This window comes from Micromonospora sp. NBC_01405, from assembly GCF_045040155.1.
In the GTDB taxonomy this organism is placed as follows: domain Bacteria; phylum Actinomycetota; class Actinomycetes; order Mycobacteriales; family Micromonosporaceae; genus Micromonospora.
Genome location: NZ_CP109532.1, coordinates 5,418,584 through 5,433,298, shown reverse-complemented (window position 1 = coordinate 5,433,298; position 14,715 = coordinate 5,418,584). Strand labels below are relative to the sequence as shown.

At 71.1% G+C, this 14,715-nt stretch carries 14 protein-coding genes; 13 read left to right on the top strand and 1 reads right to left on the bottom strand.

Translation table 11 applies throughout. The annotated features are described in order from the left end of the window. Positions 1-82: 82 nt before the first annotated feature. The 8 genes from OG559_RS23570 to OG559_RS23535 all read left to right on the top strand — a co-directional run bounded on the left by OG559_RS23570 (position 83) and on the right by OG559_RS23535 (position 9,103). Positions 83-1,273 (top strand): ABC transporter substrate-binding protein, encoded by a 1,191-nt coding sequence (locus tag OG559_RS23570; RefSeq protein WP_405107070.1) that lies wholly within the window; start codon positions 83-85, stop codon positions 1,271-1,273. Positions 1,274-1,346: 73 nt separating this feature from the next. Then, entirely contained in the window at positions 1,347-3,200 is a 1,854-nt protein-coding gene (locus tag OG559_RS23565; RefSeq protein ID WP_405107067.1) for an ABC transporter permease, read from the top strand. A gap of 2 nt (positions 3,201-3,202) precedes the next feature. Next, positions 3,203-4,378, top strand: a complete 1,176-nt coding sequence (locus tag OG559_RS23560; protein WP_405107065.1) for an ABC transporter ATP-binding protein — start codon at positions 3,203-3,205, stop codon at positions 4,376-4,378. Beyond that, the gene (locus OG559_RS23555) at positions 4,375-5,163 is read left to right on the top strand and encodes an HAD family hydrolase (protein ID WP_405107062.1); all 789 of its coding nucleotides are present in this window, start codon (positions 4,375-4,377) and stop codon (positions 5,161-5,163) included. The genes OG559_RS23560 and OG559_RS23555 overlap by 4 nt, the downstream gene beginning before the upstream one ends. After that, positions 5,160-6,005 (top strand): inositol monophosphatase family protein, encoded by an 846-nt coding sequence (locus OG559_RS23550; RefSeq protein WP_405107059.1) that lies wholly within the window; start codon positions 5,160-5,162, stop codon positions 6,003-6,005. Before OG559_RS23555 ends, OG559_RS23550 begins: the two co-directional genes overlap by 4 nt. Then, complete coding sequence (locus tag OG559_RS23545) at positions 6,002-6,853, top strand: Cof-type HAD-IIB family hydrolase (protein WP_405107056.1); 852 nt, start codon at positions 6,002-6,004, stop codon at positions 6,851-6,853. The genes OG559_RS23550 and OG559_RS23545 overlap by 4 nt, the downstream gene beginning before the upstream one ends. Positions 6,854-6,861: 8 nt before the next feature. Next, positions 6,862-7,554, top strand: a complete 693-nt coding sequence (locus OG559_RS23540) for an MBL fold metallo-hydrolase (protein ID WP_405107053.1) — start codon at positions 6,862-6,864, stop codon at positions 7,552-7,554. 64 nt (positions 7,555-7,618) lie between these two features. Then, a complete protein-coding gene (locus OG559_RS23535) occupies positions 7,619-9,103 on the top strand; it encodes a CoA-acylating methylmalonate-semialdehyde dehydrogenase (protein ID WP_405107050.1) in 1,485 nt (494 codons plus the stop codon). A 56-nt stretch (positions 9,104-9,159) separates the two neighbouring features. On the opposite strand, the gene OG559_RS23530 is transcribed toward OG559_RS23535, so the two are convergent. Continuing rightward, positions 9,160-10,005, bottom strand: a complete 846-nt coding sequence (locus tag OG559_RS23530) for a helix-turn-helix transcriptional regulator (protein WP_405107047.1) — start codon at positions 10,003-10,005, stop codon at positions 9,160-9,162. A 123-nt stretch (positions 10,006-10,128) separates the two neighbouring features. On the opposite strand from OG559_RS23530, the gene OG559_RS23525 reads away from it, so the two are divergent. Genes OG559_RS23525 through OG559_RS23505 form a run of 5 tightly spaced genes read left to right on the top strand, consistent with a single transcriptional unit; the run spans position 10,129 to position 14,712 of the window. Continuing rightward, positions 10,129-11,130 (top strand): ABC transporter substrate-binding protein, encoded by a 1,002-nt coding sequence (locus tag OG559_RS23525; protein ID WP_405107044.1) that lies wholly within the window; start codon positions 10,129-10,131, stop codon positions 11,128-11,130. Continuing rightward, complete coding sequence (locus OG559_RS23520; protein ID WP_405107041.1) at positions 11,127-11,942, top strand: siderophore-interacting protein; 816 nt, start codon at positions 11,127-11,129, stop codon at positions 11,940-11,942. Before OG559_RS23525 ends, OG559_RS23520 begins: the two co-directional genes overlap by 4 nt. Next, positions 11,932-12,921: a FecCD family ABC transporter permease gene (locus OG559_RS23515; protein WP_405107038.1), complete on the top strand. Its 990-nt coding sequence runs from the start codon at positions 11,932-11,934 to the stop codon at positions 12,919-12,921. The genes OG559_RS23520 and OG559_RS23515 overlap by 11 nt, the downstream gene beginning before the upstream one ends. Further along, positions 12,918-13,943 (top strand): FecCD family ABC transporter permease, encoded by a 1,026-nt coding sequence (locus OG559_RS23510; protein ID WP_405107035.1) that lies wholly within the window; start codon positions 12,918-12,920, stop codon positions 13,941-13,943. Before OG559_RS23515 ends, OG559_RS23510 begins: the two co-directional genes overlap by 4 nt. Continuing rightward, positions 13,936-14,712: an ABC transporter ATP-binding protein gene (locus OG559_RS23505; RefSeq protein WP_396673670.1), complete on the top strand. Its 777-nt coding sequence runs from the start codon at positions 13,936-13,938 to the stop codon at positions 14,710-14,712. Before OG559_RS23510 ends, OG559_RS23505 begins: the two co-directional genes overlap by 8 nt. Positions 14,713-14,715 lie beyond the last annotated feature (3 nt).

Genomic DNA, 14,715 nt, shown 5'->3' with positions numbered 1-14,715 from the left:
GCGGATGTGATGCTTCTTCACCACATCCGACGGACGAGAAGGCTCTCACCCGCATGCTCCGCCACCGAGGAGGTTCGCGCACGTGGACAGCCGCCATATAACGATCCCGATCCGTCCCACCCGTCGCCTTGCCGCTGCCGCAGTCGGCATCGCCGCGCTCGTCGCAGCCGCCGCATGTGCCCCGTCCAGCGGAACCGAACAGCCGGGTGCGCTCCCGTCCGCCTCCGTCGACGCCTCCTTCGACCTCGACGCCCTCGTCGCGGCGGCGAAGACGGAGGGCAGCGTCCTCGTCTACGACTCGACCGGCGACATCAAGAAGGTCGCCGAGGCGTTCACCGCCAAGTACGGCATCAAGGCTGAGGGGGTGAAGTCCGACACCCAGAAGACCGCCGAGAAGCTCGTCCGGGAGAAGGAGGCCGGCAACGTCGCCGTCGACCTCACCCTCTTCTCCGACGGCCCGTTGCTGGCCGGCGAGCTGCTGCCCCGCCAGGTCGTATACACGTGGTTGCCGCCGGATCTGATCAAGGACATCCCGGAGACCAACCGCAACCCACTGTTGGTGCTGTCGAAGGCCAACGTCTGGGTGTACAACCCGAAGATCTACCCGAACGGCTGCCCGGTGAAGAACGTCTGGGAACTCACCGAGGACAGCTGGCGCGGCAAGGTGCTGCTACAGGATCCGCTGGGCAAGGCGACCATCGTGCAGTGGCTCAGCCAGAGCGCCGGCCACGGCGCCGCACCGCTCGCCGACGCCTACCAGCGGCACACCGGCAAGGCCCTGCAGACGACCGAGAAGAACGCCGGCTGGGAGTGGGTCAAGAAGCTGGCGAAGAACAAGCCGATCATCAACAGCGAGGACGAGAACATCGCCGCCGCCGTCGCCGCGCCGCAGCAGACCGAGGGTCGCATCGGCCTGGTGTCGATCGCGAAGTTCCGCGACGTCGAGGGCAAGGGCTACAACATGGCCGTCTGTGAGGGCCTGAGCCCCTGGGTCGGGTTCTCCTACTCCAAGTACGTCGCGATCGCCACCGGGACGAAGCACCCCAACGCCGCCAAGCTGTTCGTCCACTTCGTCATGACGCAGGAAGGCATCAAGCACGAGATGGAGGAAGGCGGCGTCTCGGGCAGCACCGCCGTGCCGCCCAGCGACGGCAACCCGAAGGGCCTCACCGACTGGGGTACGCAGTTGTTCGCCATGGACCCCAAGGGCCTGCTCGACGACTACCAGAACACCCAACCCGTCCAGGACTTCTGGCGCGTGCAGCACAACTGATCCGGCGGGTGCCCACCGAGTCATCACGATCGGTGGGCACCATGGCTCTGCTTGAAGGGACAAGACACTCAAGATGGCAGTCATCGACCGTCCGGCACCGCCAGCGCCGCCGCCGTCCACGCAGACGCCGGCCAGCCGTTGGGGCCGGATACGGTACCGGGCACGAGTCCTGCTCGCCGAACCGACCACCCTCATCGGCATTGCCCTCGTGCTCATCTTCGGTTACCTGGTCATCGCGCCTCTGGTGGCAATCGTGTCGGATGCGGCACGCGTGCAGTTCGGCGACGACAGTCGGGCCGGGGCGCCGGCCGGATCGCTCACGGGCTACTACCTGTGGCGGGTGTTCCGGTCACCGATCAGCGCAAGCCTGTTCTGGGAGCCGTTGTCACACACCGTGGTCGTCGGGCTCGGCGTGGTCGTGTTCGCCGTGGTGCTCGGCGGTTCGATGGCGTGGCTGGTGACCCGAACCAACGTGCCCGGCCGCAAGTTCCTCGCCGGCGCCCTCGTCGTGCCGTACATGCTGCCGTCATGGACGTTCGCCCTGGCCTGGCTGACCCTGTTCAAGAACGGCCGGTCCGGCGGGACCCCGGGCTTCCTGGAGACCTGGGGTGTCCAGACCCCCGACTGGCTCGCGTACGGCGCCGTGCCGATCATCGTCACCCTCGGCCTGCACTACTACCCGTTCGTGTTCCTGCTGTTCGGCAACGCGCTGCGGCGCATCGACTCGCAGTTGGAGGAGTCCGCGCGGGTGCTCGGCGCCAACCGGAGCCAGGGGATGCGCCACGTGGTCCTGCCGCTGCTGCTGCCCTCGCTCTCCTCCGCCGTGCTCCTCGTCCTCGGCCGGGTCCTGGGCACCTTCGGCACCCCGTACATCCTCGGCCTGCCCACCGACTACGCGATGTTGTCGACCAGCCTGTACCGCAGCATCCACACCCGGGCCCCCGGCGTGGCCGCCGTCATCGCCGCCGTCATCGTCCTGCTCGGGGTGCTCGTCGTGCTCATCGACATGCGCCTGGTTCGTGAACAACGCCGGTTCGTCACCATCGGCGGCAAGGGCAGCATGGACCGGGCCACCGACCTGCGCCGCTGGCGGTGGCCCGCCTACGGCCTCGCCATGGCCGTCTTCGTCACCAGCGTCGTGGTGCCGCTCGCGACCCTCGCGTTGTCCACGGTGACCTACGCGCCAGGCGTGTTCCGGGCCGACAACTTCACGCTGAAGTTCTGGACCGCCAAGTCGATCCCGGAGGCGGTCGGTTTCCCGCACGGCCTGCTGCGCAGCGATGACCTCTACGAGGCGATGTGGAACAGCCTGCGCATCGTCGGCATGGCGGCCCTGGTCTGCGGCCTCGTCGGGCTGATGGTCGGGTACGTGGTGGCCCGCTCGCCCAGCCGCCGGCTGTCGGGCACCCTGCGCCAGGTCTCGTTCCTGCCCTACCTGGTGCCGGGCATCGCCTTCGCCGCCGCCTACCTGACGCTGTTCGCCGTCCCGCGCGGTCCGATCCCGGCGCTCTACGGCACGACCCTCCTGCTGGTCGTGGTGATGGCGATCACCCACCTGCCGTACTCGTCGCGGTCCGGCATCTCCGCCATGATGCAACTGGGCCGCGAACCGGAGGAGGCGGCCCAGGTGGCCGGCGCCGGCTGGCTCACCCGGCTGCGCCGGATCGTGCTGCCCATCCAGAAGGGCGCGCTGACCACCGGTGTGTTGCTGCCGTTCATCTCCGGGCTCAAAGAGCTGTCGATCGTCATCATGCTCACGACCGCGAGCACGCCCCTGTTGACCACCCTGTCGATCAACCTGGTCGACTTCGGATATCGGCAGCAGGCCAACGCGGCGGTACTCATCATCGCCGCGCTCTCGTTCACCGTCACCTACCTGGCCCAGCGGGCCACCAGAAGCAACCTCGCCACGGGCCTGGGAGGCTGAACATGCCGAACATCGAACTCATCGGCGTCGACAAGAGCTACGTCGCCGGCCAGTACGCGGTGCGTGACCTGCACCTGACCATCCCCGACGGCGGCTTCATGTGCCTGCTCGGCCCGTCCGGCTGTGGCAAGACCACGACCCTGCGGATGATCGCCGGCCTCGAGCAGCCCACCCGGGGCGATATCCGGGTCGGCTCACGGCTGCTGGACTCCGTGGGTCAGGGCCTCTTCGTGCCACCCGAGAAGCGGGGCATGGGGCTGGTGTTCCAGAGCTACGCGCTGTGGCCGCACATGACGGTCACCCGCAACGTCGAGTTCGGGCTGATGATGCGGAAGACACCCACGGCGCAACGGGCACAGCGCGCCGCCGAGGCCATGGAGATGCTGCACATCGCCGAATACGCTGCCCGCTACCCCTCGCAGCTCTCCGGCGGCCAGCAGCAGCGGGTCGCACTGGCCCGGATGCTCGCGGTCGACCCGGAGGTCATGCTGCTCGACGAGCCGCTGTCGAACCTCGACGCGAGGCTCCGCCTCGAGATGCGCGCCGAGATCAAGAGAATCCACCAGCGCTCGCACGCCACCGTCGTCCTGGTCACCCACGACCAGTTGGAGGCGATGACGATGGCCACCCACGTCACCGTCATGAACGAGGGAGTCGTGGAGCAGACCGGCACGCCGATGGAGGTCTACGAGCGGCCGGCGAGCGTGTTCGTGGCTGAGTTCGTCGGCAGCCCACCGATGAACACCATGCCGTTCGGGTCGGCCGACGTGGCCGGTCCCGGCGCCACCGTGGCGGACTACGTGGCCACCCGGGTCGGCCGCCCGCCCACCGACGGAACGGGCGGTGTCCGGCCCGAGGCACTCAACATCGCGTACGCCGACGCCGATGTTCCCGACGGCGTCTGGCGGGCGCCGGCCGTGGTCGACACGGTCCTGCCCACCGGCTCGGCCTGGACCGTGCAGCTGCGGTGCCACGGCGAACCGCTGTACGTCCAGTCCTACCGGAAGATCGAGACGACGCCGGGCGCCGAGGTGACCCTCTGGGCCGCCGCGGCCGACCTGCACGTCTTCGATGCCGACGGCCGCCGGATGACCGGCTGGGACCAGTTCCTGCGCGAACAGCGGACCGGACAGCGTCCCGCCGCCGGACCGGCCGTCACCTCCGGGTCCGGCCGGTGATCGCCGCACGGCTGCCGCGGCCCCGCGCGCTGCTGCTGGACTTCGGTGGCGTCGTCGTGCAGACCGCACGCCGGGACACCTGGGTCACCGACCTCGCCACCGAGGTCGTCGCGATGCTCGGCTCGGCCGGCTGCACCGAGCTGACCATCGACGACGTGGTCCGCGACGTCCGGGCCGCCGCCGCCGCCGACTCCGCGTGGAAGAACGCGATGTCGCGACTGTCCGCACCGGCCGAGCTGACCTGGCGGGTGTTCTGGTCGGAGTTCGTCGCCGCCGACTGGCCCGATCAGGCGCGCGCGTTGGTGACCAGCCAGGCGTGGCTCCTGTGCCGACGCCAGGGTGAGCTGCGCTCGACGCGTGTCGCCCGCAACGGCATCGAGGATCTGCTCCGGGGCGCGCGGGAACGGGACATCCCGGTGGCGATCGTCAGCAACGCGATGTCGGGCATCGTGCACCGGGACTGGCTCGCCCGGGCCGGCCTCGACAAGGACCTGGCGCTGCAGCTGTACAGCGACGAGCTCGGCATCCGCAAACCCAATCCGGAAATGATCCGCCTGGCGTGCCGCGCGCTCGCGGTCGCGCCCAGTGACGCGTGGTACGTCGGCGACAACTTCGACCGCGATGTCGTCTGCGGCCGCCGGGCCGGGGTCGGAGTGACCGTCCTGATGACTGCCCGCTCCACCCACGACCTGCCGTTCGTCGTCGCCCAGACGCCCGACGCGGTCGTCGACGACCCAGCCGAACTGCTGCGGCTGCTCACCCTCACCGACGAGAGGCCCACATGACCACGATCGACGTGACCCGCTCCGCCCAGCTGGCGGAGGTGGCCGCCGAGGCCGCCACCGCAGTCGGTGACATGCTCCGCGGGGCGTTCCGGTCCCGACCCGAGGTCGACTACAAGCGCGATCGGCACGACCCCGTGACCGTGCACGACAAGGCTGCCGAGGCGCGGATCCGCGAAATAGTGCTCTCCGCCGAGCCGGACAGCCGCATCGTCGGCGAGGAAGGCGGCGCGGTCGGCGAGGGTCGCGTCGAATGGCACGTCGACCCGATCGACGGCACGGCGAACTTCGCCCACGGGCTCCCCTTCTTCTGCACCTCGATCGGTGCGGTGGTCGACGGGCGGGTCGTCGCCGGAGCGATCTACGACCCGCTACGCGACGACCTGTACACCGCCACGCTCGCCGGGGCCTGGCACAACGGACGGCCGCTGGCCAGCGTCGGCGCCGCCAGCGAGCAGCAGGCGCTGCTGCTGACCAGCTACCCGAGCGCACGCGAGATCAGAGCCGCTCCCGACCGGGCGGTGCGACGGCAGACCGACCTCATCCTCGAGTACCAGACGCTGCGTCGCATCGGCAGCGCCGCGCTGAGCCTGGCGCATGTCGCGACCGGCTGGGCGGATGCGGCACTCGGTATCGGTGTCAGCAGCTGGGATGTCGCGGCCGGCTCGCTGCTGGTGACCGCCGCCGGCGGCAGCTACCTCGGGCTGCGCCCGAACGACGTCGAGACGGACCAGGCGGCATGGCGCGAGCGCGGCTACTTCGCCACCGTCGGCACGCTCGACCCGGTCGGATCGACCGCGCTCGAGGCGTTCGCCGACACTCACCGGCCGGTGCCGCTGACATGACCAGCTCCGACACCCGCCTGGGCCCGGATACCGCCCTGCGGTACCGCTGGATCGTCACCGACCTCGACGGCACACTGGTCGACCGCGACCTCGCGATGGTCCCGCGTAGCCGCGCAGCCCTACAGGCGTTCCGCAGCGCCGGCGGGCAGGTCGTCATCGCCACCGGCCGCAGCGCCGCCTCGGGTCGGCGCTACTACGACGAACTCGGTCTCACCGGGCCGGCGATCCTGCTCAACGGCGCGCTCATCGCGAACCTGCACACCGGTGAAGTGCTGCACGCGAGCCGTTTCGACGAGGCGACGTGGACGGCGGTCCGCGCGTTGGTCGAGACGCTTCCGCCCGACGTCGCCGCCGTCGCGTTCGTCGGTGAGCGGGCCCTCGCCACGTACCGGCCGGCCTGGGTCGACACCTATGCCGCCCGCGACCGCGTCACCGTCGAACACATCGAGGACTGGCGCGACATCGACGGCATCAGCAAGGTCATGTTGCTGTGCGCCGACACCGACGCCGCGCACCGCATCGCCGCGGTCGCCCACAGCGCCGCCCCCGAGGTGACCGTCGTGATGTCCGAGGCCACCTACGTGGAACTGCTCCCCGCGGGCGTGGACAAGGGCGTCGCGCTGCGCTGGCTCGCCGAGCACGAGCAGGTGGCCCTGGCCGAGGTCGCGGCCGTCGGTGACAACCCCAACGACGTGCCCCTGCTGCGGGCCAGCGGATTCGGCGTGGCGGTCGGCGACGGCCACCCGGAGGTCCTGGCCGCTGCCGCCGCGGTGGCGGGCACCTGCCTCGAAGGCGCCGTCGCCGACGTCGTCGCCATCGCCATCGGCACCGCCCCGGCCGCCGAATGAGGCTCACCGTGATCGGCTGTTCGGGCTCCGCGCCCGGCCCGGACGCGGCGTGCTCCTGCTACCTGGTCGAGCAGGACGGCTGGCGGCTCCTGCTCGACCTGGGCACCGGAGCGGTGGGGCCGCTGCAGCGGTACGCCCCCGTCACCGCGCTCGACGCCGTCTTCGTCACCCACGCGCACGGAGACCACTGCGACGACCTCACCGCACTGGCCTACCTCCGATCCGCCGCGGGTGAGGCCGGGTCGCTGCCGGTGTACGGGCCGACCGCCGTCGAGAGCCGGTTGGCGGAGCGGCTTCCCGACCATCGGAAGCTCACCTTCGGGCCCGCCCCCGAACGCATCGGCCCGTACCGGGTGCGTACCGCTGTCGGTCGGCACCAGGTGGAGAACTGGGCTGTCCGCCTCGACGACCAGCTGTGTTACACCGGCGACAGCGCGCCCTGCGACGCCCTGGACGACCTGGCCCACGGATGCGCCGTCGTGCTGGCCGAGGCGTCGGGCTTCGACGACGAGCCCGTACCGAACCATCTGACTGCCGGCGACGCCGGCAGGCTCGCCCGCCGGGCGGAAGCCCAACTCCTCGTGCTCACCCACATCCGGCCCTGGCATCGGGATCGGGTCGCCGACCTGCTGGCCGAGGCCGCCCGGCACAGTTCCTGCCCCGTCCTCCTCGCCACTGCCGGCCTCACCCTGAACCTCTGACGGATCCGTCCGGGTGGTGTCGCCGGCCCGGGCCCCGGTCAGCCTCCGTTAGGAAAGGAACACCATGCGCAGCATCGAGCACTGGATCGACGGCAAGCCGGCACAACCCCTGTCGGGCCGCACCGCCTCCGTCTGGAATCCCGCCACCGGCCAGCCGCAGGCCACGGTGCCGCTGGCCAGCTCCGCAGAGGTCGACACGGCTGTCGCCGCCGCGGCGCAGGCGTGGCTCTCGTGGCGGGAGACCTCGCTGACCGCCCGGACGAAGGTGCTCTTCGCCTTCCGCGACCTGGTCGAGAGGCACACCGACGACCTCGCCCGCATGATCACCGCCGAGCACGGCAAGGTCCTCGACGACGCCCGTGGAGAGGTGACCCGTGGCCGGGAGGTCATCGACTTCGCCTGCGGCATCCCGCAGCTGCTCAAGGGCAGCTACTCCGACCAGGTGTCCAACGGCGTCGACTCGTACACGTTCCGGCAGTCGCTCGGCGTGTGCGTCGGTATCACGCCATTCAACTTCCCCATCATGGTCCCGCTGTGGATGCACCCGATCGCCATCGCCTGTGGCAACTCCTTCGTCCTCAAACCCAGCGAGCGTGACCCCTCCCCGTCGAACCTGATCGCCGAGCTGTACGCCGAGGCCGGGCTGCCGGCCGGCGTGTTCAACGTGGTTCACGGGGACAAGGAGGCCGTCGACCGGCTGCTCGAGCATCCCGACACCGCCGCGGTGTCCTTCGTCGGTTCCACGCCGGTCGCACGCTACGTCCACCAGCGGGCCAGCGCCTCGGGCAAGCGGGTCCAGGCACTCGGTGGCGCCAAGAACCACGCCGTCGTGCTTCCCGACGCCGATCTCGCCGACGCCGCCAGGCAGATCACCGCCGCGGCGTACGGCTCGGCCGGGCAACGGTGCATGGCGATCTCCGCCGTGGTCGCGGTCGGCTCCGCCGCCGATGAGCTCGTGTCCCTGCTCACCGAGCAGGCACGCCGGGTACGCGTCGGGCCTGGGGACGCGGAGAGCAGCGAGATGGGACCGGTCATCACCGCCGAGGCCCGCGACAGGATCACCGGGTACGTCACCCGGGCCGCCGAGGCAGGCGTCCCCCTGGTCGTCGACGGGCGTGAGGCACCCGTCCGCGATGGTTTCTTCGTCGGCCCGACCCTGTTCGACACGGTCAGCACCGACGCCGAGGTGTACCGCGACGAGGTGTTCGGACCCGTGCTGGTCGTCGTACGCGCCGACAGCTTCGACGATGCCGTGCGCATCGTCAACGCGAGCGAGTACGGCAACGGGGTCGCGCTGTTCACCGGAAGTGGGGCGGCGGCACGCCGGTTCGCCCGTGCGGTGACCGTCGGCATGGTGGGCGTCAACGTGCCAGTCCCGGTGCCGATGGCCTACCACTCGTTCGGCGGCTGGAAGAACTCCCTGTTCGGTGACACCCACGTGCACGGCCCCGAGGGCGTCAACTTCTACACCCGGGGGAAGGTGGTCACGACCCGGTGGCCCAGCGGAGCCCCCTCGGCGGTCAGCCTGAGCTTCCCCACCACGAGCTGACGGCTCCCGACCGGGGCGACGGTTCCGCTGCTCACCTGGACGGGCCCGGGTCTGCGCTATCGGGGTGAACGGGACAGCAGCAGGGATGCGGCGTCGTCGTCCCCGGCGTGGATCATCGCCGCGGCGCGGCCCGGCGTGCAGCCGTACTCGCGGACGAAGGCGGAGATGAAGGCGGACGGGCTGGCGTACCCGATGCGACGGGCGACCTCGCCGACCGGTCGGGTACGCAGCAGCGTCAGCGACGCGCGCAGCCGCAGCCTGCTCCGCCACTGCGAGTACGACATGCCGAACTCGCGGGCGAAGTCGCGTTGCAGCGTCTTGACGCTGACGTGCAGCCGCTCGGCCCACTCGTCGAGGCGGGTGGGGTCGCCGGGGTCGTTCGCCAGCGCCGTGGCGACCGTCACGGCGACGCCCGAGCCACCGGCCTGCCCGTCATCGGCCGGGTGGGAACGGGGGTCGAGCCCGGCCATGATCCGTCTGCGGGCCTCGGGCGCGCCGCGCTCGTCGTACTCCCGGTCGGCGATCGTCAGGACGAGTTCCGCCGCTTCGACGTCGATGCGGACGGCACCGGCCCGGAGGCCGTCGAGGGCGGTGGGCACCTCGCGCAGGCAGATCCGGTAGACGGTCTGCCGGTCCGCCGCGTGCACCTCGTGGGTCACCGCCCGCTGGATCCAGAAGGCCTCGCCCGGGCCGATGAAGGTGGTGCTCCGGTCGTGCCGGGCGGAGAGCACGCCGTCCGGCGACCAGTAGAGCTGGTGCAGGAAGTCCTGCCGGTTCTCGCCGAACGCCAGCCGGGCCGCCGAGCGGTATCTCAGGACGAGGATCCCGTCGGGCCGGCCGAGGCCGTAGCCGAACTCCTCGCAGCTGACGGGATCCGCCGCGAGTGGGGGCGCGACTGTCACGCTCTGACCTCTCCTCGACATTGGTTGACCTCTCGTCGACATCCCGAAAGGGAAAGTAAGGGTAGCCTAAGCTTCGCAGCCCAGCGGGGCTGCCACCCCTGTAGTCCCTCGAAGGAACAGTAGATGTCCGTACGACAGCACTGGCGTCCGGCCGTCGCCGCAGCCCTGGCACTCGCCGTGGTGACCGGTTGCGGATCCGGCTCCGAACCCGCCCCCAAGTCCGACGGCGGCTCCGGAACCCGCGTCTTCACCGCCGACAACGGCGAGATCAAGATCCCCACCGCCCCCGAGCGCGTGGTCGCCACCGGCTATGCGGTGCCGGCCCTCATCGAGGCGGACGCCGCCCTGGTGGGAGTCTCGACCTGGAAGCGCGGCCTGGCGATGATGACCGAGCAGGACCGCGCCACCTACGACCAGCTGCCCAAGGTCGCGGGAGAGTCGGCCGCCGAGACCAACTACGAGGCCATCGCCGCCGCCAAGCCGGACCTCATCGTGATCGGTGTGCCGAAGCCCGTCCTCGGCGACATCGACCTGAAGCGGCTCGAGAGCATCGCGCCCGTCGTGGCGATCGGCCCGACGGTTCCGGATGCCTGGCGCGAGCTGTCCCGCCGCCAGGCCGACGCCGCCGGACGCACCGAGCACTTCGAGGCGGCCAAGGACGCGTACGAGAAGAAGGCCGCAGAGCTGAAGGCCAAGTACGGCACCGCGCTCGCCAGCCTGAAGTTCGGGCACCTGGGCGCCTACGGGGACATCTCCAAGGGCACGTTCCACCGGGAGTTCGCCAAGTCGTGGGGCACCAACATCGCGCAGGACGTCGGCGTGACCTACTACGGCGAGGTCAAGAAGAAGGGCGGCGGCGGACTCGACGTGACCGAGTATCCCTCGCTCGAGGAACTGCCGGAGAGCCTCGGCGAGGCCGGCGCCATCACGTACACGCTCCAGCCCGACGGCACCCCGGCCGAGGCGGTGAAGCAGGTGATCGACTCCGCGTTGTGGAAGAACCTGCCGGCGGTCAAGGCCGGCCGGGTCTTCCCGTTGCAGTACACGGAGGCGGCGACGTACGAGTCGGCCCTGAAGGCCCTCGACTCGATCGACAAGGCGTTCACGCCACTGCTCAACCGATGACCGTCGACCGCCGCGACCCGGCTGCCCGGGTCGCGGCCCACCACCACACGGGCAGCGGCACCACGCGGATCGGGTATCCGATCGGGGTACGTGACGTCCGGGTCCTCACCCGGCAGCAGTTGACCCCACGGATGCTGCGACTGACCCTCGGCGGCCCGGCCCTCGCCGGTTTCCACACCTACCAGGCGGACGACCACGTCAAGATCGTCTTCCCCGACCCGGACGGCACCCGTCGCGATCCCGTCCCGAACGCGGACGGGATGCTCGACTGGCCGCGCCCGCTGCCCACCACCCGCAAGTACACGGTGCGACGGTACGACGCCGCCGCCGGCGAGATCGACCTGGACTTCGTGCTGCACGACGGCGGCGTCGCCTCGACGTGGGCGGCCTCGGCGGCGGTGGGCGAAGGGGTCACGATCGCCGGCCCACCCGGGGCGAAGGCGTTCCCGCACCACTACGACCACTACGTCTTCGCGGTCGACACCACCGCCCTGCCGGCCGTCGGCCGGTGGCTGGAGCACTCCCCCGCCGACGTGTCGGCCCACGTCGTGGTCGAGATCGACGACGTTGCGGAACGGGGCTACCCGCTGGCGCCGCGCGACGGCGTGGCGGTGACCTGGCTCGCCCGCGAGGGCGCCCGCTCGGCGCTGGCGGAGACGGTGCAGTCGCTGCGCCTCCCCGCCGGGCGGAGTTTCCTCTTCGCGGCCGGCGAGGCGACCGACGTCAAGCCCCTGCGCGCCTGGAGCAGGGAGCACATCGACTCGCTGATCACCGGATACTGGAAACGCGGAGTTGCCGGGCTTGAAGACTGATCCGTCCCGCCGCACGGCCCTCCTGCTCGTGTCCGTCGCGCTGCTCGTCGTCGCGGCGGGCGCGAGCATGGCCGTGGGTGCCCGGTCCGTCGCGGTGGCCGAGGTCTGGCGGGCCCTCACCGACTTCGCCGGCACCGCCGACCACCTCGTCGTACGCGACATCCGGCTGCCCCGCACGATCCTCGGCGTCTGCGTCGGCGCCGCCCTCGGCGCGGCCGGCGTGCTGATCCAGACGCTGACCCGCAACCCGCTGGCCGAGCCGGGCATCCTCGGCGTGACCGCCGGGGCCGGCTTCGCGATCAACCTTGGTGTCCTGGCGGGCGTAGCCGGGTCACAGGCCGGACAGCTCGTGCTCGCGGTCGCCGGCTCCGCCCTCGCCGCGGTCGTGGTCTACGCCGTCGGACGGACCTCGCCGCTGCGGTTGGTCCTCGCCGGCGTCGCCCTGAGCTGGGTCCTGATGGGCGTGTCGCTCGGCCTGCGGCTGACCTTCCCCGATGTCTTCGACCGGTACCGGTTCTGGTCGGTGGGGGCGCTGGCCGGCACCGAGCAGACGCCGTTGGTCGTGCCCGTGCTGGTGACCGTGGCCGCCCTGGTCGCCGCGATGGCCGCGACCGGGCCGCTGAACGCCCTGGCCCTCGGCGAGCACGTCGCCCACTCGCTCGGCGCCCACGTGACGCGGACCCGGATCACCGTCCTGGTGCTCGTCACCCTGCTCACCGGCGTCGCCACCGCCGTCGCGGGGCCGATCGCGTTCATCGGCCTCATGGTTCCGCACCTGGCCCGGCGGCTGGCCGTCGACTCGGTTCCGTGGATCATGGCGTACTCGATGCTGCTCGGTCCGGTCCTGCTGCTCGTCGCCGACATCGGCTCGCGGGTCCTGCTGCCCACCGGCGAGGTCCCGGTCGCGATCGTCACGGCGTTCCTGGGCGGCCCGGTGCTGATCTGGGCCGTCCGTCGCTATGGTGCGGGGGCGCTGTGAGCACGGTGACGCTGCGGGCGGGGCCGGTCGTGGTCCGGGTCGAACGGCGTACGGTCGCCGTGTCGTCAGGGCTCGTCGCGGTCGCGGCGGTCCTCGCCCTGGTGGCCCTCTGCTACGGGCAGGCCTGGGCCAGCCCGGCGGAGGTGTTCACCGCCCTGACCTCCGGCGGCGGCGAGTCGGGTTTCGTGATCAGGGAGTGGCGGTTGCCGCGGGTGACCGCGGCGCTGGTCTTCGGCGCCTCCCTGGGTCTCGCCGGAGCGATCTTCCAGAACCTGACCCGCAACGCGCTGGGCAGCCCCGACGTCATCGGCCTCGACGCGGGCGCCTACACCGGCGCCCTGGTGGCGATCACGATGCTGAACGGCACCGCCGGGCAGCTCGCGGTGGGCTCGGTGACGGGTGGGCTGCTGGCTGCGGCGGTGATCTACCTGCTGTCGCTGGACTCCGGGCTCAGCGGCCTCCGGCTGATCGTCATCGGAATCGCCGTCAACGCGATGCTCACCGCCCTGAACTCCTGGATCGTGCTGCGGGCCGAGCTCGATGTGGCGCTCGCCGCGACCGGCTGGAACGCCGGCTCGCTCAACGGCATCGACTGGGCCGAGGTGCGGCTGCCGTTCGCCATCGTCGCCCTGCTCGTGCTGCTGCTCGTCGTGCTCTCGAACGCCATGCACCAGGCGGCACTGGGCGACGAGATCGCCCGCACCACCGGCGTGCGCCTGGGCCGGCTCCGGCTGCTGATGGTCCTTACCGGCGTGGGCTGCACCGCCACCGTGACCGCGGTCGCCGGGCCGGTCGTGTTCATCGCCCTCGCCGCGCCCCAGATCGGCCGGCGGCTCGCCCGGGCCGCCGGCGTGCCCCTGGCCCCGGCGGCGCTGACCGGCGCGGTGCTGCTCCTGGCCGCCGACCTCGTCGCCCAACTGCTGTTGGCGCCGGTCGCGCTGCCGGTCGGCGTGGTCACGACGGCGATCGGCGGCTGCTATCTCATCTGGTTGCTCGGCATGGAGGTGAAACGGAGTGGGTAGCCGTCTGACCGCGGAGGACGTCACGCTCGGCTACGGGGAGCGGGTGGTGTCGACGCGGGTGAGCCTGGCCGTGCCGGACGGCGCGTTCACGGCCATCGTGGGGCCGAACGCGTGTGGGAAGTCGACGTTGCTCAAGGCGTTCGTCCGACTGCTCACGCCGTCGTCGGGAACGGTCCGCCTCGACGGCCGGGACGTCTCCGACCACCGCCCGAAGAGGTTCGCGCGGCAGGTGGGTTTCCTGCCCCAGGGCCTGGTCGCCCCGGAGAACATCGTCGTCCGGCGGCTCGTGGCCCGGGGCCGTTACCCGCACCAGTCCCTGCTCGCCACCTGGTCGGCCGCGGACGAGGAGGCGGTCCGGTCGGCCATGGCGGTGGCCGGCGTCACCGCCCTGGCCGAACGGCCCGTCGAGGAGTTGTCCGGAGGACAACGGCAACGGGTCTGGATCGCGATGGTGCTGGCGCAGGAGACGCCCTACCTGCTGCTCGACGAGCCCACCACGTTCCTCGACATCACCCACCAGTACGAGTTGCTGGCGCTCTTCGCGCGGCTGCGCGACGAGGGCAGGACGATCGTCGCGGTCCTGCACGACATCAACCAGGCCTGCCGTTTCGCCGATCACATCGTGGCGATGAAGGACGGCCGGGTCGTCGCGCAGGGCGCACCGGCCGACGTGGTGGACGCGGCCCTCATGCAGGAGGTCTTCGGCCTGCCGAGCATCGTGATGGCGAACCCGGTGACCGGCACCCCGATGGTGGTGCCGACCGTCTGACGC

Bases quoted from the DNA above. Each gene is read 5' to 3' on its own strand.
- OG559_RS23565 (WP_405107067.1), top strand. From the start codon at position 1,347: ATGGCAGTCATCGACCGTCCGGCACCGCCAGCGCCGCCGCCGTCCACG.
- OG559_RS23545 (WP_405107056.1), top strand. From the start codon at position 6,002: ATGACCAGCTCCGACACCCGCCTGGGCCCGGATACCGCCCTGCGGTAC.
- OG559_RS23550 (WP_405107059.1), top strand. From the start codon at position 5,160: ATGACCACGATCGACGTGACCCGCTCCGCCCAGCTGGCGGAGGTGGCC.
- OG559_RS23525 (WP_405107044.1), top strand. From the start codon at position 10,129: ATGTCCGTACGACAGCACTGGCGTCCGGCCGTCGCCGCAGCCCTGGCA.
- OG559_RS23520 (WP_405107041.1), top strand. From the start codon at position 11,127: ATGACCGTCGACCGCCGCGACCCGGCTGCCCGGGTCGCGGCCCACCAC.
- OG559_RS23560 (WP_405107065.1), top strand. From the start codon at position 3,203: ATGCCGAACATCGAACTCATCGGCGTCGACAAGAGCTACGTCGCCGGC.
- OG559_RS23535 (WP_405107050.1), top strand. From the start codon at position 7,619: ATGCGCAGCATCGAGCACTGGATCGACGGCAAGCCGGCACAACCCCTG.